The sequence below is a fragment of the Streptomyces sp. NPDC085927 genome (assembly GCF_044540975.1).
Taxonomy (GTDB): domain Bacteria; phylum Actinomycetota; class Actinomycetes; order Streptomycetales; family Streptomycetaceae; genus Streptomyces; species Streptomyces hirsutus.
The window spans coordinates 21,293-44,489 of the sequence record NZ_JBITSN010000013.1 but is presented as its reverse complement, the minus strand read 5'-3'; the positions used below and the strand labels follow the sequence as shown (position 1 = coordinate 44,489).

At 70.1% G+C, this 23,197-nt stretch carries 18 protein-coding genes and 1 pseudogene; 8 read left to right on the top strand and 11 right to left on the bottom strand.

The window, feature by feature from the left end:
• Positions 1-6: 6 nt before the first annotated feature.
• Entirely contained in the window at positions 7-480 is a 474-nt protein-coding gene (locus ACIF80_RS28005) for a hypothetical protein (protein ID WP_399809788.1), read from the bottom strand.
• Between the two features lie 442 nt (positions 481-922).
• Entirely contained in the window at positions 923-1,576 is a 654-nt protein-coding gene (locus ACIF80_RS28000; RefSeq protein WP_399809787.1) for a TetR/AcrR family transcriptional regulator, read from the bottom strand.
• A gap of 148 nt (positions 1,577-1,724) precedes the next feature.
• On the opposite strand from ACIF80_RS28000, the gene ACIF80_RS27995 reads away from it, so the two are divergent.
• Complete coding sequence (locus ACIF80_RS27995; protein WP_399809786.1) at positions 1,725-2,483, top strand: SDR family NAD(P)-dependent oxidoreductase; 759 nt, start codon at positions 1,725-1,727, stop codon at positions 2,481-2,483.
• 46 nt (positions 2,484-2,529) lie between these two features.
• On the opposite strand, the pseudogene ACIF80_RS27990 reads toward ACIF80_RS27995, so the two are convergent.
• Both ACIF80_RS27990 and ACIF80_RS27985 read right to left on the bottom strand, forming a co-directional pair.
• Positions 2,530-3,018: pseudogene (locus ACIF80_RS27990) on the bottom strand (Tn3 family transposase); the annotation flags it as partial.
• Positions 3,019-3,098: 80 nt separating this feature from the next.
• Entirely contained in the window at positions 3,099-3,977 is an 879-nt protein-coding gene (locus ACIF80_RS27985) for an SDR family oxidoreductase (RefSeq protein ID WP_399809784.1), read from the bottom strand.
• 51 nt (positions 3,978-4,028) lie between these two features.
• On the opposite strand from ACIF80_RS27985, the gene ACIF80_RS27980 reads away from it, so the two are divergent.
• The 5 genes from ACIF80_RS27980 (at position 4,029) to ACIF80_RS27960 (ending at position 9,246) form a co-directional block, all read left to right on the top strand.
• Complete coding sequence (locus ACIF80_RS27980; RefSeq protein ID WP_399809782.1) at positions 4,029-4,676, top strand: TetR/AcrR family transcriptional regulator; 648 nt, start codon at positions 4,029-4,031, stop codon at positions 4,674-4,676.
• 292 nt (positions 4,677-4,968) lie between these two features.
• On the top strand, positions 4,969-5,301 hold the full coding sequence (locus tag ACIF80_RS27975) for a contact-dependent growth inhibition system immunity protein (RefSeq protein ID WP_399809780.1): 333 nt from the start codon (positions 4,969-4,971) through the stop codon (positions 5,299-5,301).
• Positions 5,302-5,495: 194 nt separating this feature from the next.
• Positions 5,496-5,999: an ATP-binding protein gene (locus tag ACIF80_RS27970; protein WP_399809778.1), complete on the top strand. Its 504-nt coding sequence runs from the start codon at positions 5,496-5,498 to the stop codon at positions 5,997-5,999.
• Between the two features lie 212 nt (positions 6,000-6,211).
• Positions 6,212-8,047 (top strand): DUF4357 domain-containing protein, encoded by a 1,836-nt coding sequence (locus ACIF80_RS27965; RefSeq protein WP_399809777.1) that lies wholly within the window; start codon positions 6,212-6,214, stop codon positions 8,045-8,047.
• Positions 8,044-9,246 (top strand): McrC family protein, encoded by a 1,203-nt coding sequence (locus ACIF80_RS27960; RefSeq protein ID WP_399809775.1) that lies wholly within the window; start codon positions 8,044-8,046, stop codon positions 9,244-9,246. The genes ACIF80_RS27965 and ACIF80_RS27960 overlap by 4 nt, the downstream gene beginning before the upstream one ends.
• 41 nt (positions 9,247-9,287) lie before the next feature.
• Here ACIF80_RS27960 and ACIF80_RS27955 read toward each other — a convergent pair whose 3' ends face one another.
• Positions 9,288-9,872: a DUF4352 domain-containing protein gene (locus tag ACIF80_RS27955; protein WP_399809773.1), complete on the bottom strand. Its 585-nt coding sequence runs from the start codon at positions 9,870-9,872 to the stop codon at positions 9,288-9,290.
• Positions 9,873-10,078: 206 nt separating this feature from the next.
• Between ACIF80_RS27955 and ACIF80_RS27950 the strand changes: the two genes are divergently transcribed.
• Complete coding sequence (locus tag ACIF80_RS27950; protein WP_399809772.1) at positions 10,079-12,208, top strand: UvrD-helicase domain-containing protein; 2,130 nt, start codon at positions 10,079-10,081, stop codon at positions 12,206-12,208.
• A gap of 27 nt (positions 12,209-12,235) precedes the next feature.
• On the opposite strand, the gene ACIF80_RS27945 is transcribed toward ACIF80_RS27950, so the two are convergent.
• The 5 genes from ACIF80_RS27945 to ACIF80_RS27925 all read right to left on the bottom strand — a co-directional run bounded on the left by ACIF80_RS27945 (position 12,236) and on the right by ACIF80_RS27925 (position 18,623).
• Positions 12,236-13,894: an N-6 DNA methylase gene (locus ACIF80_RS27945; RefSeq protein ID WP_399809770.1), complete on the bottom strand. Its 1,659-nt coding sequence runs from the start codon at positions 13,892-13,894 to the stop codon at positions 12,236-12,238.
• 125 nt (positions 13,895-14,019) lie between these two features.
• Entirely contained in the window at positions 14,020-15,378 is a 1,359-nt protein-coding gene (locus tag ACIF80_RS27940; protein WP_399809769.1) for a GH1 family beta-glucosidase, read from the bottom strand.
• A 29-nt stretch (positions 15,379-15,407) separates the two neighbouring features.
• Positions 15,408-16,247: a carbohydrate ABC transporter permease gene (locus ACIF80_RS27935; protein ID WP_399809980.1), complete on the bottom strand. Its 840-nt coding sequence runs from the start codon at positions 16,245-16,247 to the stop codon at positions 15,408-15,410.
• Positions 16,248-16,302: 55 nt separating this feature from the next.
• Positions 16,303-17,295 carry a carbohydrate ABC transporter permease gene (locus ACIF80_RS27930; RefSeq protein ID WP_399809768.1) on the bottom strand — a complete coding sequence of 331 codons (993 nt, stop codon included), beginning with the start codon at positions 17,293-17,295 and terminating at the stop codon, positions 16,303-16,305.
• A gap of 14 nt (positions 17,296-17,309) precedes the next feature.
• Positions 17,310-18,623, bottom strand: coding sequence for an ABC transporter substrate-binding protein (locus tag ACIF80_RS27925; protein WP_399809767.1), 1,314 nt, complete (start codon positions 18,621-18,623; stop codon positions 17,310-17,312).
• Positions 18,624-18,894: 271 nt separating this feature from the next.
• Here ACIF80_RS27925 and ACIF80_RS27920 point away from each other — a divergent pair, with 271 nt between their 5' ends.
• Complete coding sequence (locus ACIF80_RS27920) at positions 18,895-20,736, top strand: coagulation factor 5/8 type domain-containing protein (RefSeq protein WP_399809765.1); 1,842 nt, start codon at positions 18,895-18,897, stop codon at positions 20,734-20,736.
• Between the two features lie 120 nt (positions 20,737-20,856).
• Here ACIF80_RS27920 and fusA read toward each other — a convergent pair whose 3' ends face one another.
• Entirely contained in the window at positions 20,857-22,965 is a 2,109-nt protein-coding gene (gene fusA, locus ACIF80_RS27915; RefSeq protein WP_399809978.1) for an elongation factor G, read from the bottom strand.
• Between the last annotated feature and the right edge of the window lie 232 nt (positions 22,966-23,197).

Below are 23,197 nucleotides of genomic sequence, written 5' to 3'. Positions count from 1 at the left end.
ACCGGCCTAGGCGACCCCGGAAGCGTCCTGGGACCGTCGCACGACGGCCGCCCCACGCAGTGCGACGGCACACCAGACGGTTACCAGGAGCAGCGCGGCTGCGGCCAGGCCCGCGACTTCGAGGGGCTCCGGCCGCCAGCCCAGGGACAGCCGGGTGCCGATCATGACGGTGCCGAGGAGGGCCTCCGACGGGGAGTAGACCGGCACCTTGGCCGCCACGAACCGCAGGATGGCGCCCAGCCCCAGGCCGATCACGGCCCAGGCGAGCAGATAGGGCCAGAGCGCTCCCGGCGCGGCGGGCGGCAGGCCGTACTCCTCCGGGCCGATGCGGAACAGGGCGCCCAACCACCCCATCGTCACTCCGGCGGCGGTGACGAGCGCCGCCCACAGCGCATGGCGCCACAGCGGGCCGGACCGCACTCGCTCGTCCTCGTGTTCGTCCTGGGTGTCGACGGGGTTCGTGGTCTCAGGAAGATCCATCACACCCGATGAGACGCTCACCGGCCGCCGAACGTTGCAACGCGGACGGTGTCGCGAGCATGCCGAAAACACCACGGCCCGCCCCAAAGGCCGTAGCTCGTCGGCGACGAGCCCGACATGATCCGAACGAGAGGCCCTAGATCCCGGCCTCGTCCAGGACGAGGTTCTGCCGGGCGGTCGACTACTGGTCGGTCGAGACCCGCTTGTAGACCAGGTTCGCCACTGCGGACCCCTTCCGTACGGAGGATCGGACCCTGCCTGTCGTCAAACCCTGTCAGTAATCACCATCGGATCTGATGGGATTCGAGCCGCCGCGAACCCCCGGATCGCACGGGTTCATTGGACGCGGCGGCCGCCTGTCGGCAAACGATGGCGAGCTCAAGCGGTCAGCGCATCACCGCTGAGTGGAGGCGTCGCGGATATTGAGCATTGCGCGCCAGTGTCAACGTTCCGGCTTCGGGTCAGGCCGGCGGGTCGGGGCGTATCTGGCGAGCATGGTCTGGACGGCCTGTTCGACGGCGTCGTGGATGTCGAAGGCTGCGGGGTTCCAGTCGGTCAGCAGCATGCGCGGCCACAGGACGTAGTTGGCGATCATGCCGAGGAACTGGTTCGCGGCGCTCGCGGCGTCCGGGACATCAGCGTTGCCCGCCTCGTGCTCGGATTCCAAGTAGTGCTGAACGGAGGTGAAGTAGGGCAGTTTGCCGAGCTGGAACTGCATCCGTCCCAGTTCGGGGAAACGAGGCAGTTCGGCGATGACGATCCGGAACAGGGCTGTCATGCCGGGCCGGCCGACCAGGTCGGCATAGCGGTGGCCGACGGTTGTCAGTCCGGAGCGCAGATCTCCGGTCTGTGGCCGCGCGGCAGCGTCGCCGGCGTCACGCTGCCAGGACTCGGTGACGATGGCCTCGAAGAGGGCCGCCTTGGTGGGGAACCGCTTGAACAGGGTGGACTTCGAGACCCCGGCCGCTTCGGCGATCCGGGCCAGTGAGGTGCCGTCGTAGCCACGATCCAAAAACAGTTCTGTGGCTGCGGTGGTGATCGCCTCACGTTTCTGCTGAGCGAGTCTGCGGTGGTGTGCGGAGAGTTCTGCTGCCATGCGGCCAGTATGCCGCAGACCCGAGGCGAGTCACTTGACTCGCCTCGGTAGTCCTGCTTACGGTACGAGAGCAAGGCGAGTCGAGTGACTCGCCTCCTATCTGTGGCGCCGGGTGAATTCCGGTAGCCGCGCGGTGGAGGAACAGTTCATGACGATCGACAAGACCGCTTTGGTGACCGGTGCGAATCGCGGCCTCGGGCGTGGCGCGGCCATCGCTCTGGCCACCCGCGGGGTGCGGGTCCTGGTCACCCACCGCGGTGATGCGGCCGGGGCTGAGAAGACGGTGGAACAGGTGCAGGCGGTGGGTGGGACTGCCGCTGTTCTCCGGCTCGACATCAGCGACGTCTCCTCTTTCGCGTCCTTCACCTCCGAACTGAGCGAGCAGCTGGAGCGCTGGGGTACTTCGCGGCTCGACATCTTGGTCAACAACGCGGGAGTGGGGATCTTCGGACCGCTGGAGGACGTCACGATCGACGACTTCGACACGGTGATGGGCACCAACGTCCGGGGCACGTTCTTCCTCATCCAGTCACTTGTGCCGCTGCTGGCCCGAGGCGGCCGCGTCATCAACGTCTCGACGTCACTGACCCGCCACACCAGCCCCGCCACCTCGGTCTACTCCGCCTCGAAGGCCGCCGTCGAAGCCTTGAGCCGCACCCTCGCCGCAGAACTCGGCCCGCGCGGAATCCGGGTCAACTCCATCGCCCCGGGACCGACCGCCACCGATTTCAACGGTAGAGCGATGCGGGACGACGCCGAGATGCGCCAGGTTCTGGCCGGACAGACCGCGCTCGGCCGCGTCGGCGAACCTGAGGAGATCGGCGACGCCATCGCCACGCTGGCCTCCGAGGGCCTGCGCTGGGTCACCGCCCAGCGCATTGAGGTCTCCGGCGGCGCCCTCCTCTGACGACCGGGCGACGGCCTATAGAGACGCAGGCAGCGACGGCCCCGACTCACTCCCGGCCGGTCTCGTCCTCGTCCAGCTCCGGCGCATCAGGGTCCCGAAGCGGACGCAGGACGCCGGCGGCGGGGGTCGAGGCGGTGAAGCTGTAGCGGCCGAGCAGGTTCAGGTCGCGGTGCTTGAGCGGGGAGAGCCGGGCGATGTCCTCCTCGCGGAGTTCGTGGCCCTCAGCCTGGAGCTGGGCGACGGCGGCGTCGATGTAACGCGTCGTCCGGAGCACGATGGCGTCGAGGACCAGACCGAGCGCGCCGAGCCGGTCCTCCATGCCGTCGCGGTACGCCTGGTGGATGGTGCCGCGCTTGCCGTGGCACACATCGCGGGCGAGCTTGTGGCGGGACTCCTGCACGGTGAGCCGGCGGTTCATCTGCCGGCGGTAGGTGTCGTCGACCGGGTCGACCACGCGGAGCAGGTGTTCGGTCTTGGCGATGCGCCCGTATTCGGCGAACGCCTGCCCCAGCGGGGTGGGGCGTCCCTCGCGGCCGAGGCGGACTTCCCGTACGCGGTGGCCCTCCTCGTTTCCTCACCGGTGGCCGCACCGAAGGGACGGAGCTGTTCGTGGAGTCATCGTCGGCCGACGGCTCCCTTCGGGTAGTGGCGGCGCAGGTTGGCGGCGAGGATCCGGTCGAGCGTGCGGTCGGACAGGATCCGCACCAGGCGCAGGATCAGGGCGGCGTCCCGGCCGGCGGTGTAGCGGGGGCGGGGACTGCGGGTCGTCACGGTCTTCGCGATGACCCGGGCGGCGGCGTCGGCGGTGAGGCCCGATGCGGTGCCCGAGTCCATCAACTTGTTGTTCGCCTGGACCAGGCTGCCGTAGCGCTCGTCCTGCTCCGGTGTCATCCGGGCGGCCAGGTCGTTGGCCGTCGCAATCCCGCGGGCGGCCATCTCCGTGCGGACGCCGCCGGGCTCGACCACGACCACCTGTACGCCCAGCGGCGCGACCTCCCGGCGGAGCGAGTCGCTGACCGCCTCCAGGGCGAACTTCGCGCCGGCGTACGCGCCGTAGGTGGCCATGGCGACCTTGCCGCCGATCGAGCTGATGTTGATCACGCGGCCCTTGCTGCGCAGCAGCGCGGGCAGGAGGGCCTGCGTGACGGCGATGTGGCCGAACAGGTTGACTTCGAACACCCGCCTCCACTCCGCCATCGGCAGGGCTTCTACCGCGGCGTTCACCTGGACGCCGGCGTTGTTGACGAGCGCGTGCAGCGCGCGCGGGTCGCCGGAAACCCGCGCGGCGAGTGCCTCCACCTGCTCGGACTTGGTGATGTCGAGGATGACCGGCTCGATTCCGGTCGACCGGATGGCGTCGGCGTCACGGTCGCGTCGTACGCCGGCCAGGACGTGGAATCCCTGACGGGCCAGTTCGCGGGCGGCTGACGCGCCCATGCCCGTGGAGGCTCCGGTGATGACGATCAGCTTCTGGGTTTCAGATGACGTTGTCACCTTGGTGACGATACCGATTCAGATGACACTGTCAACTGTATGATGGGCGCCATGGTCACTCGTGCGGAGTCCGCCGCCGCCACCCGCCGCGCCCTGCTCGACGCGGCCGCCGAACTCCTCGACCTCGGCGGCCCCGAAGCGGTCACCTTGCGCGAGGTGGGAGCGCGGGCAGGTGTGACGCGGGGAGCGCCGTACCGGCATTTCGCCGGCAAGGACAGCCTGCTGAGCGCCGTCGTGGCCGAGACCTGGGAACGGCTCGGCGACCAGGTTCACGCCCTGCGGACCGACCTCGCCCTGTCGGCCTCCGAGAGGCTGTGCGGCGCTCTTCGCGCCCTCATCGGTGTCGGCCGGGACCAGCCGCACCTGTACCAGATGTTGTTCAGGCGGCGCGGACACCGTCCCGGGGAGCGCGGTGAAGGTATCGAGCGCGTCCGGCGTCAGCTGTGCGGACCGGAGGGTGACCCGGCCGCGGCCGTCCGTGCGGCCGGACGCTTTCAGGACGAGTTCCTGGCCATCGTCGCCGCCCTCGTGGGAGAGCGGAACGCACGGCACTACGGCGCCCTGCTGCTCACCAGCGCCCACGGCATCGCGGGCATGGAGCTCAGCGGCCACCTCGACACAGACACGTGGCGCACCACCGGCGACGAACTCGTCAACACTCTCGTCCGCATGGTCGCGGGCGACGGCGAAACGGCATAGCAACGCCCATGCCCCGTCGACGGCCGACTCCCCGCCCTCTCACACTGCCCAGTAGAGTCCGAGCGCGGTGAGCCTGTCGGCTGTGAGCTCGGCGCGCCTGCTCTTACCCACAGCGGGCGGCAACCGCCGTACGCCAACTCGACGACCTTCTCCTCACCGGCCTGCGCTCCCCCGAGATCACGGACGACATCGCGCTCCTCCCGAAGATCGAACCCCTCCCGGGCAGAAGCGTCGAGGACTGTCTCCGCATATCCGCGGGCATCTGGCCCGCCAGATCGAGAACCCTGTGCCGATGGCGCAGAACCTGCCGCGGAACAAGTGGGAGCACCGGGAGCACTTTCCCGAGCCGAACCAGTTCCTCGGCAGCTATTTCCATCAGGACTTCTCCGACGAGTACACCTCTCACCGTGAGGCCGTCGGCGACTACTTGGCGGGAGCGTCGGAGACGGACCTGGAGCAACTCGTGAGGGACATCTCGGAACTGCTTGCGCCGGCCGCCACGGACGCGGATCCGAAGCAGGCCGCCTCGGTCCTCGGTATGGACGTGTCACCCCCGCCAGGGGTCGGAATCCGGCAGTGGCTGGACGACGTGGCCGGCATCGCCTCGCGCCGCACGGGGAGGTGAGCCGGGAAGGCGTCCGTGTCGTGCGGTGAGTGCACGCTGAGACGGGGTGCGCAACGCGCTGCTTCCGGTATCGCCGATCTGCACCCAGCGTGACGCCCCACACGCGTACCTGCCACGTTTTGCGCCCGTACGCTCACGCAACGTACGGACCTCACCACTGGAACGCGCCCCCGCGCGCCCGTCACGGTGGTCCCATGAGCACAACCTCGCCCCAGCTTCCCGCCTCCGTGCGGACGTTCGCACAGCAACTGTCGTCCACCCGCCGCGGTGCCCGCCTCGCCCGGCTGCTCACCCATGAGCAGTTGCGCGCCTGGGAGACGTCACCCGACGTCACCGACCGCGCGGAGCAGATCGTCGCGGAGCTGGCGGCCAACGCCGCGCTGCACGGCCGCGTCCAAGGCCGCGACTTCCGTCTCGCCCTCACCCAGGACCCGGCCACCGGCACCCTCCGCATCGCGGTCACGGATACCCGCGGGGACCGGCTCCCTTCCCCCGTGACGGATTTCGCCACGTCGCCGCACGACGAGTCGGGACGCGGCCTGCTCATCGTCGCCGCCCTCGCCGACCGCTGGGGCACGGAACCGTATCCGCCGGGCGGCAAGACCGTCTGGGCCGAGGTGTCCGACCTGGCGGCGAGCACCGCACCACCGCATGCCGCGGAGCACGTCGCGGGCACCCCGGGGAACGTGGCGGAGTGAACAGCCTCTGGCCGGCACGCCGGGGCCCCGCCTCCAGGCTGCGCAACGCCACCTGCGCCCGACCGCGCTCGGTGTCGAACCGGGAACGGTGTCGCCCGGCCGGGGCACGGGTTCGTGAACGGCGTCCCCGTCTCCCGGAGGCACAGCCGGACGGGTCGGTCGGCGGATAGGGTCGCGCATCACGGACGATTCCATCCGGACGAGGAGTAGGTGTGAGCGAGCAGGGCGAGGCCCCCTCCGGTGCGACGCAGTACCCGGAGTTCCGGCTGCGGCTGCCCAACGACGGACCCGAGGCACGGGGGCGACTGCTTTCGGACAAGGGCACCAACGGCAGCCAGAAGTTCGTCGTCCTGGCCGGCTCGCCCGCCCGGGCGGAGGTCGTGCCCTCGTTCCCGCGGCGCATGCCCTCCTCGTACCGGCTGCGGCGGCGTCTGATCGACGAGGGCATCCTGGTCGAATCCGCGCGCCTGCCCGGCTGGCTGGAGACGACGCGGGACGTCGAGTGCAATTCACCGTCCGCTGCGGCCGAGATCCTGGTCGGGCGCAGCGCCAACGGATGGACCGAATGGAAGTCGGCCGACGGGCATCCCCTCGCCGATTTCCTCGACCAGGTCTGGTGGGGACGCACCCGCGCCTGGCTGGTGCGGGGTTCCAACGTCTCGGGTCTCGACCTCGTGCAGCGGCTGTGGCTGCCCGAGGGGGTGGTCTCCCTCTCGGCCCGCCACCTGAGGAAGGACGTCGACCAGGGAAGCAGCAAGGACCGGCTGCGCGCGGCGGTCGACGAGGACTACGCCTCCACCGCGACGTACAACCAGAAGATGCAACTGGTCGAGGACATCCACGCGTTCCTCTCCCGGATGCGGCCCGGGGACACGATGTGCACGATCTCCGGTGGCCGGCTCCACGTAGGTGAGATCTCGGGCCCCGCCGAACAGGTCGACTCCGAGGACGGGCGGTCCAATCTGCGCAGACCGGTCGACTGGGCGGGGCAGGGGCACCCTTACGACACGTTGCCGGAGGAGCTGCAGCAGCGTCTCTCCGCCCAGCATGACGTGGTCGACCTCACCGCGGTCAAGGACCTCATCGACGGCCTCGGACTGAGCGACCAGGACCTGATCGAGGAAGCCGAGGCCACCGACCGCGATCCCAGCGTGGAGATCCCGGCGATCACCGCCCGCCGCGAGCTGGAGCTGCCCCGGCCGACGGAGGAACTGGCCGCCGACCTGCTCGTGCACGACGTGGCCTGGCTCCAGGAGGTTCGCGACCTGCTCTGGGACGAGCGGCAGCTCGTGCTCTACGGCCCGCCCGGCACCGGCAAGACCTACCTCGCGCTGAAGCTCGCCGAGTTCCTCGGCGGCGGCCCCGAGCAGGTCAAGCTCGTGCAGTTCCACCCCTCCTATTCCTACGAGGACTTCTTCGAGGGGTTCCGGCCTCAGGAGGACCCGGAGACCCGCGAGGTGGCCTTCCGGCTCACCGCCGGGCCCCTGCGCGAGCTCGCGGACCTGGCGTCCCGTGAGGGCAACCGCCACATCCCGCACTTCCTGATCATCGACGAGATCAACCGCGCCAACCTCGCGAAGGTCTTCGGCGAGCTGTACTTCCTGCTGGAGTACCGCAACCGGGCAGCGAGGCTGACGTATTCCGGTGACGACTTCGCCCTGCCGCCCAATCTGTTCGTGATCGGCACGATGAACACCGCCGACCGTTCCATCGCCCTGGTCGACTCGGCGATGCGCCGGCGCTTCGCGTTCGTCGAGCTGTCGCCGCGCACCGAGCCGACGAGCGGGCTGCTGCGCCGCTGGCTGGAGAAGGAGGGCAGGGACTTCGAACCGGCCGATCTGCTGGACGCGCTCAACTCCCGTATCGACGAGGCGGACTTCCGGATCGGCCCGTCGTACCTGATGAAGAAGGGTGTCTACCGGGAGGGCGGTCTCGAGCGGACCTGGCGAACGAAGATCCTGCCCCTGCTGGAGGAGCACCACTACGGCGAGGGCCTGGACATCGAGAAGCGGTACGGGCTGGCCGCGCTGCGGGAGTCGCTGGGGTGACGTCGGTGGTGGAGCTCGTCGAGCATGCGCCGGCGGTCGGCGTCACGCTGCCCGACAGCGTGGGGCGGGCGCTCGCAACGCTGCGGATCGTGGATGCCGCGCCGGACCCGTACTCCCCCGGCCGCTGGTCACTGCGGGCGGGGAGCAAGGTCGGGACCGTCACGGTCACGGTTCCGGGACACGACGATCCGCTGACGCTCCGCATCGTTCCCAAGGTGCCGATCGTCCGCCTCTTCTTCCTCCTCGGACACAGCCTCGACCCCGCCGGTGCCTGGCGGGACGGTGAGGTCGAGGTGGCCGAGCACCGGGACCTGTTGCCGGCGCTCGCCCACGCCGTGGAGCGGCAGGTGGACCGGGCCCTGCTGCGGGGGCTGTTGCAGGGCTACCGGGTGACGGAGGAGACCTCGATGGTCGTGCGGGGCCGGATCCGGGAGGCGGAGCAGATACGGCGCCGGTTCGGGGCGACGCTGCCGGTGGAGGTGACGTACGACGATTTCACGACGGACATCGCGGAGAACCGGATCCTGCGGGCGGCCGTCGAGCGGCTGTTGCGGCTGCCGGGCGTGCCGCGCGAGGTGCGCCGGAGGCTGCTGCACCAGCGGGCTCGGCTGGCGGACGTCACGGTGCCGGTGCGCGGCCGGCCCCTGCCCGAGTGGCGTCCGAGCCGCCTCAACACCCGGTACCACCATGCCCTGCACCTGGCGCGGGCCGTGTGGGAGGGCGCCTCACCGGAACACGGGCCCGGCGGGCTGCGCATGGAGGGGTTCCTCTTCGACATGAACCGCCTCTTCGAGGACTTCGTGACCGCAGCCCTGCGCGATGCCCTGCGCGGGTCGGGCCACACCGCCCACTTCCAGGACAGTCACCACCTCGACGAGGCCGCCGCCATCCGCATGCGGCCGGACTTCGTGCTGTACGGACCGGACGGCATCCCGTGCTCCGTCGCGGACGCGAAGTACAAGGCGGAGAAGCGGAGCGGTTACCCGGACGCCGATCTGTACCAGATGCTGGCGTACTGCACCGCCCTCGACCTGAGTGCGGGGCACCTGGTCTACGCGAAGGGCAACGCCTCGCACGTGGTCCACCGGGTGCGCCACGCGGGCATCCTGATCCACCAGCATGCCCTCGATCTGGACCAGGAGCCGGCAGGGTTGCTCGCCGACGTCGCGGAGGTCGCGCGGCGCATGAGGAATGGCTGACGCGACCTCCTGGGGCGACTCCGCTGCTGCGGTAACCGCGGTTACCGCAGCTTCCACTCGCCGGTCTTGTCGGCGAACCCGGAGTCCATGGTGAACTGCACGGTGTCGACCTTCGCCGCCTCGGGAACCTCGAAGACGATCCAGCCGAGGCCCTTGGCGCCGGGCTTGAGCTTCAGAGCGGAGGCCATGGACGGCCCGGCCGTGATGTCCCCGAAGGTGGCGTCGAACTGCTGGCCCTCACTGTCCGCGACCTGGGCGCCGTTGGACGGGCTGTCACTGTAGGCCGCCTCACCGGTGTTGACGAGTTGGAACTGGACGCCGACGAACCGCTTGCCGGAAGCGGGCTCCATGAACTCGTCGGCCGACTCGGCGGGGTCGGCGACCTTGACGACGGTGACGTCGAGCTTGCTGCCCTCCTCGAAGCCCTCCAGGGTGAGGGTGTCGCCGACCTTGGCGACCTCAGGAGAGTCGGACTTCTCCTTCTTGGCGTCCTTGCCGCTGTCCGCCTGGGCGGCGGCGTTCTCCTTCGGCTTGTCGACGACGGTGCTGCCGGTGTCGCAGGCGGTAAGGGTGAGCGCGCCGACAGCGGCGGCAACGGCGGCGGTGATTCGGATACGGGCGTGCATGGTCCCCCCAAGGGTAGTGCTACATGTTCACGTGCACACCCCACCACCTTAGTCACAGCGGGGATGCATGGGTAAACCGTAGCTACCTTCCGTTAATGATGTCAACAGAACATCGGAGCGTGCCCACAAGATGAAGTGACGGTCGGACGGTGTACATCCGATGCGTATGATCAGCCCCGGATGGTCCATTCAGGGTCGGGGGGCACGTGCCGCAGCTTGCGTTCGCCAACAGCTTCTGGGAGAGCTACGACGTTCTCGAGAAGCCCGTCAAGGCCGGTGTGCGCAAGGCGATGCGGAAGTTCCAGCAGCTCACCGTGCCCGAGTTGCAGGCGGACAAGGGTCTGCACCTGGAGTCCGTCGAGAAGGCGCGCGATACGCGGATGCGAACCATCCGCATCAACGACTTCTGGCGCGGCGTGGTCCTCGCCCCGGACGACGGCAGTGACGTCTTCCTGCTGGTGAACGTCGTCCGCCACGACGACGCCTACACCTGGGCCGCCAAGCGGCTGTACACGACGAACTCCGCGACCAGGGCCCTCGAGGTCCGCAACGTGGTGGCGATCGAGCAGTTGACGCCGCAACTGGAGAAGGCCGCCGCCGCTGCCGGTTCCCTGCTGTTCGCCCGGTACTCGGACACGGTGCTGCGTGAACTCGGCCTCGACGACCAGGTGCTCCGTGCGGTGCGCACCGTCATCGACAAGCCCCAACTGGAGGCGTTCGGGACCCTGTTGCCCGAGGACCAGTTCGAGGTGCTGCAGTACCTCGCCGAGGGGTTCAGCCCCGAGGACGTCTACCGTGACGTGGTCGCCGTACGGCGGCCGGTCGCCTCCGGGCCCGACCCGGACGAGAGCCTGGCCGCCGCGATCGCGAACACCACCAGCCGCATCACGCTGGTCACCGGGCCGGAGGAGCTCGCCGGCATCCTGGAGAAGCCCTTCGCGGCCTGGCGGGTGTTCCTGCACCCCTCGCAGCGACGGGTCGCCTACCGGGTGTCCTACGGCGGTCCGGTGCAGGTCACCGGCGGTCCCGGTACCGGGAAGACGGTCGCCGCACTGCACCGCGTCCAGCATCTCCTCGGCCGCTCACCCCACACCCGCGTCCTGCTCACCACGTACACCAACGCACTGGCGGCCTCGCTGCGCGAGAACCTGTCCCTGCTCCTCGACGGCGACGAGCATCTCCTGGAGCGGGTGGACGTGACGACGGTCAGCTCCTACGCGCACGGTGTCGTGAGCCGCCTCGACGGCAAGTCACCCTCCCCCGTCGGCGACCGTGAGGAACGGCAGTTGTGGCAGCGCGTGGTCAAGAAGCTCGGCCTGCCGTGGACCGAGCAGTTCCTCGCCCAGGAGTACCGGCACGTCGTGCTCGCGCAGGATCTGCGGACACTGGACGACTACCGTGCCGTGTCCCGGCGCGGCCGGGGCACCGCCCTGTCATCGAGCAGGCGTGAGCAACTGTGGCCGGCCGTCGATTTGTTCGAGTCGATGCTGCGCGACCAGAAGGGGACCACGTACCTGAAGGTGTGCGCGCGGGCGGCCGAGTTGCTGGCCGCTTCCGCACCCACGCACGACCATGTCGTGGTGGACGAGGCGCAGGATCTGCACCCGGTGCAGTGGCGCGTGCTGCGGGGCGCGGTGGCTCCCGGCAACGACGACCTGTTCCTCACGGGCGACCCGCACCAGCGGATCTACGACTCGAAGGTGTCGCTCGGCTCGCTGGGCATCCCGGTGACCGGGCGTACCCACCGGCTGCGGCTCAACTACCGCAGCACCGAGGAGATCCTGACGTGGTCCACCGGGCTCCTGAGCCCCGTGACCGTGGAGGACCTGGGCGGCGACGGCAACGACACCCTGGCCGGCTACCGCTCGCTGCTGCACGGCCGCAGGCCTCACGTCACCGGGTACGGGGCGGAGCAGGAGGAGGTGGCGGCGCTCGTGGCACGGGTGCGGGACTGGGTGGCGCAGGGCATCCGCCCCTCGGAGATCGGGGTGTGCGCCCGGTTCAACGTCCTGCTGGACAAGGCCTACGACAAGCTCGGCGCGGCCGGTGTGCCGGTGGTCCGGGGCAGGGACAATCCCGGGCGTGACGTGGACGGGGTGCGGCTCGCCACGATGCACGCCATGAAGGGGCTGGAGTTCCGGTGTGTCGCCGTGCTGGGCGTGACGGCCGGCGCGGTGCCGTTCGGGCGGGAGGTGACGCCGGCTGCCGTGGACGCTTTGCAGCACGAGTCCGATCTGCTGCGGGAACGGTGCCTGCTGTTCGTGGCGTGCACCAGGGCCCGGGAGGCACTCGCGGTGTCGTGGAGTGGGGCGGGCAGCCCGTTCCTGCCCCGGTGACTCCGGCACGCCGGCCCTCGTGTCCCGTCAGTCGCCGGGTTCAAGGGCGCCGTTGCTGAGTCCGTCCCGCGCCAGTGCGGCGATCTGCCTGCTGAGTTCGGCCACCCTTCGCGACCGTTCCTCGAATTCCCTGAGTGCGCCGAAGACCGCTCCGTAGCGGCGCTGTGCCGCGATGTCCATCTGGGGGATGCGGGCACCCTTGCCGTCGAACCGGAAGGTGCCGCTGGCGGTGGTGGAGCGGCGGCTGTTGCCGGCGCTGTGCAGGAAGCCCTGGAGGAAGTCCGTGTCGAGCTGGTCGCTGACCGAGACCGGTTCCGGGTCCGCGTACTCGACCAGTCCGGCTTTGATGAGGTCGGCGACGCTCACGCTGGCCCCGTCGAGGGCGCCGGGTCCCTCGCCGGCGACCAGGTGGGGGAGCAGTTCGCTCAAGCGTTGCACCTGATCGGCCAACTCGCGCTTCAGGGCGTCGTATTCGGTGACGAAATCGCGGTGGGACTCGTCTACGTAGCGGCCCGGGGTGAGGTCCACCAGATCGTCCAGCAGGTCGATCTGAGCGACGTCGGTGACCTGCTCGGGGCGCGGCTCCAAGGGCCCGTCCGGGTCGTTGGCCGTGAGGTCGATCATGCGGATGGTGGTGGCGGCGTCGCCCGGTGTCCGTGGCCGCCGCAGCTGCCACAGGTGTACGGGCAGGGAGTGCGCGGCAGCCGTGCCCGGGGCCAGAGCGGTGACCTGGGTCAGGATGCCACGACGGACGAGCTCCGCACGGATGCGACGGCCGGCCTTGCGATAGGCGACCGACGCCGGCATCACCATGACGACCCGGCCCCCCGGCGCGGTGTGTGCGTAGGCGTGCTGCAGCCAGGCGAGCTCGCCCTCGGCTCGGGAAGGCGTGCCGAGTTCCCAGCGCGGGTCGAGGAGCAGTTCCTCCCGCCCCCAGTCGGTGTCGCTCACCGGCGGGTCGCAGACGACGAGGTCCGCCTTGAGGTCCGGCCACTGGTCGGCACGCAGGGAGTCCCCCTGCCTGACCTCGATGGGAGCCGGCTTCGCGAGCTCGGCCCTGCACCGCGCGAACCGTGCGCTGCGGGTGTCCATCTCCTGGCCGTACCGCCTGCTGCCGCGGTTCTTCCCGGTGGTCAGGAGGAGGGTGCCGATTCCGCATGCCGGGTCGAACAGCACCGCGTCGGCCGCAAGGTCACCGGCGCTGTGCCGGACGGCGCGGATGACGCGGGGCGAGGTCACCTGGTCCGACCCGGCCCGCCGCACGGACTCCGTGAACCTTTCGGCCAGCCCGTTCACCACGTCGGCCGGGGAACTCTCCTCCGCCATGCGACGGGCCAGGCGGACCGCCTGTCCGGGCAGTACGGACGACTCCTCGCCCCCGGGGGCGGCGAGGGCCTGCGCGACGTCCGCGAGCCCGCCGAGGATGTCGTCGCCGTAGGTTCCGCGCAGCACCTGCCACAGCTGGACCTCGTCGGTGACGTCCTGCCCCTTGCGCTGCTTGTTCAGCCACGCCTGCACCTCGGCCAGGTCGAAGAGAGGGCTGTTGGCCGCGCCTCCGGCCGGAGCGGGGAAGTCGTCGTACCGCCGCCTCCAGTTGGACACGGCGGCTCGGGTGACACCCGCGATTCGAGCGATCTCGGAACCTGTCACCAACGGGTTCGTCGGAGTGGCCGGAGTCTGTGGCATAACCTCCACCGTACACAGCCCGACTGCCTGCATCAATGCAAGATGGCCGTTGACGGCGTTAACGAGACATATGTGAATCCCTGGACGACGGGCGGAGGACCGGACGCGGGTGGTGGTCCGGTGGGTCAGGCCGCCCGCCGTATCCGGTCTCCGTGCCCGCGGATGATGTCCGCGTACCGGTGGCCGGAGCCCTTGATGGTGCGGGTCTGGGTGGCGTAGTCGACGTGGACGAGGCCGAAGCGTTTGTCGTAGCCGTACGCCCACTCGAAGTTGTCCAGCAGGGACCAGGCGAAGTAGCCGGCGAGCGGGGCGCCCTTGCGGGCGGCGGAGGCGCAGGCGGCGAGGTGCTGCTCCAGGTAGTCCTGGCGCTCCGGGTCGTCGATCGTGCCGTCGGGGCGGACCGTGTCGGGGAAGGCGGAGCCGTTCTCGGTGACGTAGAGCCTGCGGGCGCCGTACTCGTTCGTCAGGCGGAGGAGCAGCGTCTCGAGGCCGCTCGCGTCGATCTCCCAGTCCATGCCGGTGCGCGGCACGTCGGCGCGGCGGACGGTGGCGGCGTGGGGGGCCGGGCCGTCGGGGTCGGCCGCCACCACCTGCGGGAAGTAGTAGTTGAGGCCGAGCCAGTCGAGGGGGGCGGCGATGGTCGCCAGGTCACCGGGCCGCTCCGGGAGTTCGACTCCGTAGACCTCGCGCATGTCGGCCGGGAAGCCGTGGCCGTGCACGGGGTCGAGCCACCAGCGGTTGGTGTGGCCGTCCATGCGGGCGGCGGCGGCCAGGTCCTCGGGGCTGTCGGTGGCGGGGTGGATCGTGGAGAGGTTGTTGACGATGCCCACCTGGGCGTCGGGGGCGGCGGCGCGGATGGCTCGCGCGGCGAGGCCGTGGCCGAGGAGCAGGTGGTAGGAGGCGCGGACGGCCGCCGTGAGGTCGGTCAGGCCGGGCGCCATCTTGCCTTCCAGGTGGCCGATCCAGGCCGAGCACAGGGGCTCGTTGAGGGTCGCCCAGTGGTGTACCCGGTCGCCGAGGCGTGCGGCGGCCGCCGAGGCGTACGCGGCGAAGTGCTCGGCGGTGTCGCGCTCCGGCCAGCCGCCGCGGTCCTGGAGGACCTGGGGCAGGTCCCAGTGGTAGAGGGTGACGGACGGGGTGATGCCGGCGTCGAGCAGGCCGTCGGTCAACCGGTCGTAGAAGTCGAGGCCCTTGGCGTTGACCGGGCCGTCACCGCCGGGGACGATCCGGGGCCAGGCGAGGGACAGGCGGTAGGCGTTGGTGCCGAGGCGGCGCATCAGGTCGATGTCCTCGCGCCAGCGGTGGTAGTGGTCGCAGGCGGTGTCGCCGTGGTGGCCGTTGTCGATCGTGCCGGGGACGCGCGCGAAGGTGTCCCAGATCGACGGCGAACGGCCGTCCTCGGCCACGGCTCCCTCGATCTGGTACGCCGAGGTGGCCGTGCCCCACAGGAAGTCCTCGGGGAGGGCGGCATAGTCGATGGCCACGGAAGTCCTTTCAGGTGCGGGGGAATCGGTCACTTGACGGCTCCTGCCGTCAGGCCGGCGACGAGGTAGCGCTGCAGGAGCAGGAAGCCGGCGACCACGGGGATGCTCACCACGAGCGAGGCCGCCATGATCTGGTTCCAGTACACGTCGTTGAGGGTGGAGTAGCCCTGGAGCCCCACGGCGAGGGTGCGGGTGGTGTCGTTGGTCATCACCGAGGCGAAGAGGACTTCGCCCCAGGCCGTCATGAAGGCGTAGACGGCGACCGCGACGATGCCGGGGATCGCCGCCGGTACGACGACCCGGAAGAGCGCGCCGAGCGGGCCGCAGCCGTCGACCAGCGCGGCCTCGTCGAGGTCGCGGGGCACCGAGTCGAAGTACCCGATCAGCATCCAGATGGAGAACGGGAGGGAGAACGTCAGGTACGTCAGGATCAGGCCGCCGCGCGAGCCGAACAGGGCGATGCCCGTGGCGTTGCCGATGTTGACGTAGATGAGGAACAGCGGGAGGAGGAAGAGGATGCCGGGGAACATCTGCGTCGACAGCACGGTCACGGTGAAGACGCGCTTGCCGCGGAAGGAGTAGCGGCTCACCGCGTAGGCGGAGAAGACCGCGATCACCACCGAGCAGACGGTCGCCGCGCCCGCCACGATCAGCGAGTTCACGAAGTACCGGGCGAGCGGGACCGTGGACCAGATGTCGATGTACGGGCGGATGGTCACCTCGCTCGGCAGCCAGCGGAACTTTCCGGTGACGTCCGCGAGCGGCTTCAGCGAGCTGGAGACCATGACGTACACCGGGATCATCACGAAGCCGGTGAGCAGGGTGAGGAAGATCCGCCGGGACCACAGGAACGAGCGGGGCGGGGCCATGGGCGATGCCGGGGAACCCGGGGTCGCCGGAGGCACCCGGGTCGCCGTCGGTGAACTAGCCATGTGACGGCCTCCGTCGGCGCGAGGTGAGAACGAGGTAGACGCCCGTCACGACGAGCAGGAACAGCAGGAGCAGGACGGACATCGCGGAGCCGGTGCCGAAGTTCCAGGTGACGAAGGACGCCTGGTAGATGTGGACGGAGATGAGGTCCGCGGCCTCGGGGGCGGTCCTGCCGAACAGGACGAACGGCGTGTTGAAGTCGTTGAACGTCCACAGGAACAGGACCAGCACCAGTACCTGGTTGACCGGGCGCAGCGACGGCAGGGTGATGCGGCGGACCTGCTGGATCATCCCGGCGCCGTCGAGGGCGGCGGCCTCGTACAGCTCGCGGGGGATGTTCTGCAGGCCGGCCATGACGATGAGGAAGGCGAACGGCCAGCCCTTCCACACGGAGACGGTCAACAGCGCGACGAAGCTGTTGTCGCCGATCAGCCAGAAGGACGGCTTGTCGGTGAGGCCGAGCTGGTCGTGCAGGACGTGGTTCACCAGGCCGTTGTCGTGCTGGAACATGAACACCCAGGTGATGACGGCGGCGTAGACCGGCAGCGCGTACGGCACCAGGAACAGGGCGCGGAGCAGGCCGCGGCCGCGGAAGGTGTCCTGCATGTAGACCGCGGCGGCGGTGCCGATGAGCCAGCACAGGCCGACCGACAGCACGGTGAAGGCGAGGGTGACGAAGAAGGAGTGGAGCAGGGCCGCGCCCACGGGGGCGTCGAAGTCGACCGACACCTTGTAGTTGTCGAGGGCGGCCCAGGGGGCGGTGCCCCAGTCGCGGATGTAGAACTGGGTGAGCTCCTTGAAGCTCATCACGATGCCGATCACCATCGGCACCAGGTGGACGAGGAGTTCGAGGAGGAGGGCGGGCAGGAGGAGCAGGTACGGCAGTCCGATGCGGCGGATCCGCCCGGTGCGGCGGCGGGGGCCGTGCTCCGCACCGGGGGAGGTCTTCCGCGCGGCGGCCTCTGCGGTGGGGGCAGTGGCGGTCATGGCGGTGTTCGGACTCACTTCTTGGGCATCTGCTGCTGGGCCTTGGTGAGGGCGGCCTTCACCGATGCGGTGGTCACCTCGCGGCCGCCGGCGGCATCCGCGAACAGGTCCTTGACGGCCGTGCCGACGGCGGTCTCGAACTGGGACTCGTCGGGGACCTGCGGGAGGGCCACGGCGCTCTGGGCGAGGGTGTCCTTCAGGACGGAGTTGGCCGGGGAGTTGAAGGCGGGATCCTCCTGGGCCGCCTTGACCGGCGGGATGGAGCTGTAGGCCGTGTTGAGGAGCTTCTGTTCGGCGTCGCTGGTCATGAACTTCACGAAGTCGGTGGCGCCGTCGATGTTGTCGCTGTTCTTGAAGACGGCGAGGTTGATGCCGGCGACCATCGAGTTGACCTGCTTGCCCGCGCCCGGGGTGCCGGACTGCACGGGCACGGGGGCGATGCCGTAGGCGTCGTCGGCCATGCCCTGGGACTTGAGGTTGGCGGAGGCGGACTGCCAGAGCAGCATCGCCGTCCTGCCCTTGGCGAAGTCGCTGACGGACTGGTTCTGGGCGTACTCGGCGTTGCCCGGGGCGATGATCTTGTCCTTGGCCATGAGGTCGACGTACTGCTTGACCGCGGTGACCGCGCCGTCGTTGGTGAAGTCGGGCTTGCCGTCGGCGGTGAAGAAGTCGGCGCCGTGCTGCTTGGCGAAGACGAAGGCGTGGTGGATGTTCTCGGAGGGGTTCGAACCCTCCATGCCCATCCCCCACTTGCCGTCCTTGGAGACCTTCTTCCCGGCGGCGACCAGTTCGTCCCAGGTGGCGGGGGGCGCGTCGACACCGGCGTCGGCGAGCATCTGCTTGTTGTAGTAGAGGGCGTACGCCATCGAGTACAGCGGGACCGCGGCCGGGTCCTGGCCCTCGGCGCCGGTGGAGCCGAGGGCGGAGTCGACGAAGCGGTCCTTGCCGCCGATCCTGTCGAAGTTCTTCGCGTCCCACGGCAGCAGCGCGCCGGTCGCCTGGAGCGAGGCGGACCAGGTGTTGCCGATGTTGAGCACGTCCGGTCCCTGGCCGGAGGTGGTCGCGGTGAGGATCCGGTTCAGCAGGTCGGACCAGGGCACGACCTCCAGTTCGACCTTGATGCCGGTCTGCTTCTCGAACTTGTCCAGCTCGGGCTGGAGCACCTTCTTGTCGATCTCGACGCTGGCGCCCTGGTTGGAGGCCCAGTAAGTGAGTTCCCCGGGCGATTCGTTGGACCCGCCGGAGGTGGATCCGCCGCCGCAGGCCGTGGCGGTGAGGGCGAGAGACAGGATGACGGCGCCTGTGGCCGCGGCTCGGATGCTGCGCATGGCTTCTGATGGGCCTTTCCGCGAGGGCAGGGATGCGAGGGGTGCAACGGAGACGCAAGGAGGACGCGGGAGGGACGCCGGGAAGGCGGCTCATGGCTTAATTTAGGACGTGAGTTAAACCCTTGGAAGGGGCGCCGTCAAGGGTTTGGACACAGTCACCCAACTCTCGCCGCACCTCTTGACTCATCTGTTCCACGGATGAACCATCAGCGGCGAAAGAGCGCTCCCACCTCCCCCACACCGTTCACTTCCTGAACCAGGAGAGCCGCCCATGACCTCCGACTCCCCCTCCGCCCAGCCGCCCGCCGACGGCCCCCGTGCCTCCGTCCGCCGCCGGGCCGTGCTCGGAGCCGCAGCCGCCGCGCCCGTACTGGCCGCACTGACCACCACCGCCTCCGCCGCACCGGCCGCCTCCGCCACGCCGGCCGTCCCTGACACCGCGAAGAAGCGCGGGAAGCCGCGTCGGCTGCGGGCCGGCGGCGATCTCGGCCCGAACGTGATCGTCTTCGACCCGTCGACCTCGGGCATCCAGGCGAAGCTGGACGAGGTCTTCGCCCGGCAGGAGGCGGACCAGTTCGGCCCGGGTCGCTACCAGTTCCTCTTCAAGCCGGGCACCTACAACGGGCTCAACGCCCAACTCGGCTTCTACACCTCGATCTCGGGCCTCGGACTCTCCCCCGACGACACCACCATCAACGGCGACGTGACGGTCGACGCCGGCTGGTTCGACGGCAACGCCACGCAGAACTTCTGGCGTTCGGCGGAGAACCTGGCCCTCGTCCCGGTCAACGGCACCAACCGATGGGCGGTCGCCCAGGCGGCCCCGTTCCGCCGGATGCACATCCGCGGCGGCCTCAACCTGGCGCCCGCCGGCTACGGCTGGGCCAGCGGCGGCTACATCGCCGACAGCCGGATCGACGGCGAGGTCGGCCCGTACTCGCAGCAGCAGTGGTACACCCGGGACAGTTCGGTCGGCGGGTGGACCAACGCCGTGTGGAACATGGTGTTCTCGGGTGTCGAGGGCGCCCCCGCGCAGAGCTTCCCGGAACCGCCGTACACCACGCTCGACCGGACGCCGATCTCCCGCGAGAAGCCGTTCCTTTACCTGGACGGCACCGGCTACCGCGTGTTCCTGCCCGCGCTGCGCCGCAACGCACGCGGTGTCACCTGGGGCAACGGTACTCCGCGCGGCACCTCACTGCCCCTGGACCGTTTCTACGTGGCGAAGCCCGGCGACTCCGCGGCCACCCTCAACCAGGCACTCGACCAAGGCCTCAACCTGCTGCTGACCCCGGGCATCTACCACGTCGACCAGCCGGTCCGCGTCAAGCGCGCGGGCACGGTCGTCCTCGGGCTCGGCTACGCCACCCTGATCCCCGACAACGGCTCCACCGCCCTCCAGGTGGCCGACGTCGACGGCGTACGTCTGGCGGGCTTCCTCGTCGACGCCGGACCGGTCAACTCCCGCACGCTGGTGGAGATCGGCCCGAACGGCGCGTCCCGCGACCACTCCGCCGATCCGATCACCGTCCAGGACGTGTTCATCCGGATCGGCGGCGCGGGCCCCGGCAAGGCGACCACCAGCATGGTGATCAACGCCCGGCACACCATCGTCGACCACACCTGGGTCTGGCGTGCCGACCACGGCGAGGGCGTCGGCTGGGAGACCAACCGCTGCGACTACGGCGTCGTCGTCAACGGCCACGACGTCCTGGCGACCGGCCTGTTCGTGGAACACTTCAACAAGTACGACGTGCAGTGGAACGGCGAACGAGGGCGCACGATCTTCTTCCAGAACGAGAAGGCGTACGACGCTCCGAACCAGGCCGCCATCCAGAACGGCTCGATCAAGGGCTACGCCGCGTACAAGGTCGGCGACCGTGTCACCACCCACGAGGGCTGGGGCATGGGGAGTTACTGCTACTACAACGTCAACCCGACGATCGTGCAGCACCACGGCTTCGCCGCCCCGAACCGCCCGGGGGTCCGCTTCCACCACCTGCTGGTCGTGTCCCTCAGCGGCAACGGGCAGTACGAGTGCGTCATCAACGACACCGGCGCACCCACGTCGGGCACGAACACCGTGCCGTCGAAGGTGGTGTCCTACCCCTGAGCCCGGCGTCCGGTGCCCGCCACGACCGGCGCCGGCGGTCGCGGCAGGCACCGGTGTGACGCCGGTGGCGGCCCCTCCCGGGGTGAGTGACCGGGAGGGGCCGCCGTTCCTGCGTGCCTGCTACCGCGCGGATGCGGATGCGGGCGAGGGCTCCGACGCGGGCGCCGGGGCCGGCGCGTAGCCCGTGGGACGGGTGGTGAAGGTGCCGCGGCCCTGTGTCCGACTGCGCAACCGGGTCGCGTAGCCGAACAGTTCGGCCAGCGGCACGGTGGCGGTGACCGTCGCGGTGACAGCCGCGCCACCCGTCCGGGTGTCCGAACCGGTCACCCGGCCGCGGCGGGCGGCCAGATCACCGAGCACCCCGCCCACCGCGTCCTCGGGCACGGTGACGGTGACCTCGACCACCGGTTCCAGCAGCACCATCGCGCAGACCCGCAGGGCGTCCCGCAGACCGGACCGGCCGGCGGTCCGGAACGCGGTGTCCGACGAGTCCTTCACATGGGTGGCCCCGTCGGTGAGCGTGACGCGCAGACCGGTCACCTGATGACCGTCCAACGGCCCCTCGGCCAGGGCGTCCCGGCAGCCGGCCTCGACCGCACGGACGTACTCCTGCGGCACGCGCCCGCCGACGACGGCCGAACGGAACTCGAAACCGGAGTCCGGGGTGTCCAGCGGCTCGACGTCGAGCACGACGTGGGCGAACTGTCCCGCCCCACCGTCCTGTTTGACGTGCCGGTACACGAAGCCGGACACCCCACGTCCGACGGTCTCCCGGTAACCGACCCGGGGTCGGCCCACGGCGACGGCCAGGCCCTGATCGCGCCGGATCTTCTCCACCGCGACCTCCAGGTGCAGTTCCCCCATGCCGGACAGCACCGTCTGACCGGTCTCCCGGTCGGTCCGTACCACCAGCGAGGGGTCCTCCTCGACGAGCCGCGCGAGTGCCGACGCCAGACGCCCGGTGTCCGTGCCCCGGCGCGCCTCGACCGCCACGGAGACGACGGGCTCGGCGACCCCCGGAGGTTCCAGGACCAGCGGGGCGGACGGAGCGCACAGGGTGGAGCCGGCCCGGGCCGACTTCAGCCCGACGACGGCGACGATGTCCCCGGCGACCGCCCGGTCCAGCGGGGCGTGCCGGTCGGCCCGGACACGCAGGATGCGGCCGATGCGCTCGGTGCGGCGTGCGGTCGCGTCCCACACGGTGTCTCCCTTCTCGATCGTGCCCGAGTACAGGCGCAGGTAGGTCAGCCGTCCGGTGGCCGTGGCGTTCACCTTGAACGCGAGGGCGGCGAGCGGTGCCGCCGGGTCGGCGGCCCGTTCCTGCTCTCCGGCCCGTTCCTGCTCTCCGCCGTCGTCGTGCGTCCCGCGCACGGGCGGCACGTCGAGCGGCGACGGCAGGTAGGCGAGGACGGCGTCCAGCAGCGGTTCGATCCCGCGGTTGCGGTAGGCCGAGCCGCACAGCACGACGACCCCCTCACCGCTGCGGGTCAGGTCGCGCAGGGCGGCGGCGATGGTGCCGGCGCCGAGCGATCCCGTGGCGCAGAACTCCTCCAGTGCTCCCGGGTGCAACTCGGCGACGGCTTCCTCGAGGAGCCTGCGCCGACGGTTCGTCTCCTCCCGCAGGTCGTCCGGCACGGGGCCTTCCTGGGCGGCCGCGGCAGCGTCGTCGTCGGTCCAGGTCAGGGCACGCAGACGCACCAGGTCGACGACGCCGGTGAAGGCGTCCTCGGCACCGACGGGCAGCTGCACGACCAACGGCACCGGGTGCAGCCGTTCACGGATCGAGGCGACGGCGGCGTCCAGCTCGGCGCCGGCACGGTCCATCTTGTTGACGAACGCGATGCGCGGCACACCGTGCCGGTCGGCCTGCCGCCACACCGACTCGCTCTGCGGTTCCACCCCGGCGACCGCGTCGAACACCGCGACCGCGCCGTCGAGGACCCGCAGCGAGCGCTCGACCTCGTCGGCGAAGTCGACGTGGCCGGGGGTGTCGATCAGGTTGATCCGGTGACCGTCCCAGGCGCAGCTGACGGCAGCGGCGAAGATCGTGATGCCCCGGTCGCGCTCCTGCGGATCGAAGTCGGTGACGGTGGTGCCGTCATGAACCTCGCCCCGCTTGTGCGTGGTGCCGGTCGCATACAGGATCCGCTCGGTGACGGTGGTCTTGCCGGCGTCGACGTGGGCGAGGATGCCGAGGTTGCGGACGGTGGCGAGGGGGTTGGTGTGCATGGGGTTGCGCATGGCCCGTGGCCTTCCGGTGCTGTGGGACAGGGCAGCGCGATTCCGGGACGAAACGAACGGCAGGCGAGCAGGCGTGAGAACGCCTCGGACGTGAACGCGTCCACGACCCGAACCGTCAGCTGCGTCGGCTCGTCACGACATCCGGCGCCGGCCGCGCAGCGGGCACCGGACGGCCGAGGACACCAGGATCACCATGGACCGCGAGGAGGACCAGGAGGAC

Bases quoted from the DNA above. Each gene is read 5' to 3' on its own strand.
- ACIF80_RS28005 (WP_399809788.1), bottom strand. From the start codon at position 480: ATGGATCTTCCTGAGACCACGAACCCCGTCGACACCCAGGACGAACAC.
- ACIF80_RS28000 (WP_399809787.1), bottom strand. From the start codon at position 1,576: ATGGCAGCAGAACTCTCCGCACACCACCGCAGACTCGCTCAGCAGAAA.
- ACIF80_RS27995 (WP_399809786.1), top strand. From the start codon at position 1,725: ATGACGATCGACAAGACCGCTTTGGTGACCGGTGCGAATCGCGGCCTC.
- ACIF80_RS27980 (WP_399809782.1), top strand. From the start codon at position 4,029: ATGGTCACTCGTGCGGAGTCCGCCGCCGCCACCCGCCGCGCCCTGCTC.
- ACIF80_RS27975 (WP_399809780.1), top strand. From the start codon at position 4,969: ATGGCGCAGAACCTGCCGCGGAACAAGTGGGAGCACCGGGAGCACTTT.
- ACIF80_RS27970 (WP_399809778.1), top strand. From the start codon at position 5,496: ATGAGCACAACCTCGCCCCAGCTTCCCGCCTCCGTGCGGACGTTCGCA.
- ACIF80_RS27955 (WP_399809773.1), bottom strand. From the start codon at position 9,872: ATGCACGCCCGTATCCGAATCACCGCCGCCGTTGCCGCCGCTGTCGGC.
- ACIF80_RS27945 (WP_399809770.1), bottom strand. From the start codon at position 13,894: ATGCCACAGACTCCGGCCACTCCGACGAACCCGTTGGTGACAGGTTCC.
- ACIF80_RS27935 (WP_399809980.1), bottom strand. From the start codon at position 16,247: ATGGCCCCGCCCCGCTCGTTCCTGTGGTCCCGGCGGATCTTCCTCACC.
- ACIF80_RS27930 (WP_399809768.1), bottom strand. From the start codon at position 17,295: ATGACCGCCACTGCCCCCACCGCAGAGGCCGCCGCGCGGAAGACCTCC.
- ACIF80_RS27925 (WP_399809767.1), bottom strand. From the start codon at position 18,623: ATGCGCAGCATCCGAGCCGCGGCCACAGGCGCCGTCATCCTGTCTCTC.
- ACIF80_RS27920 (WP_399809765.1), top strand. From the start codon at position 18,895: ATGACCTCCGACTCCCCCTCCGCCCAGCCGCCCGCCGACGGCCCCCGT.
- fusA (WP_399809978.1), bottom strand. From the start codon at position 22,965: ATGCACACCAACCCCCTCGCCACCGTCCGCAACCTCGGCATCCTCGCC.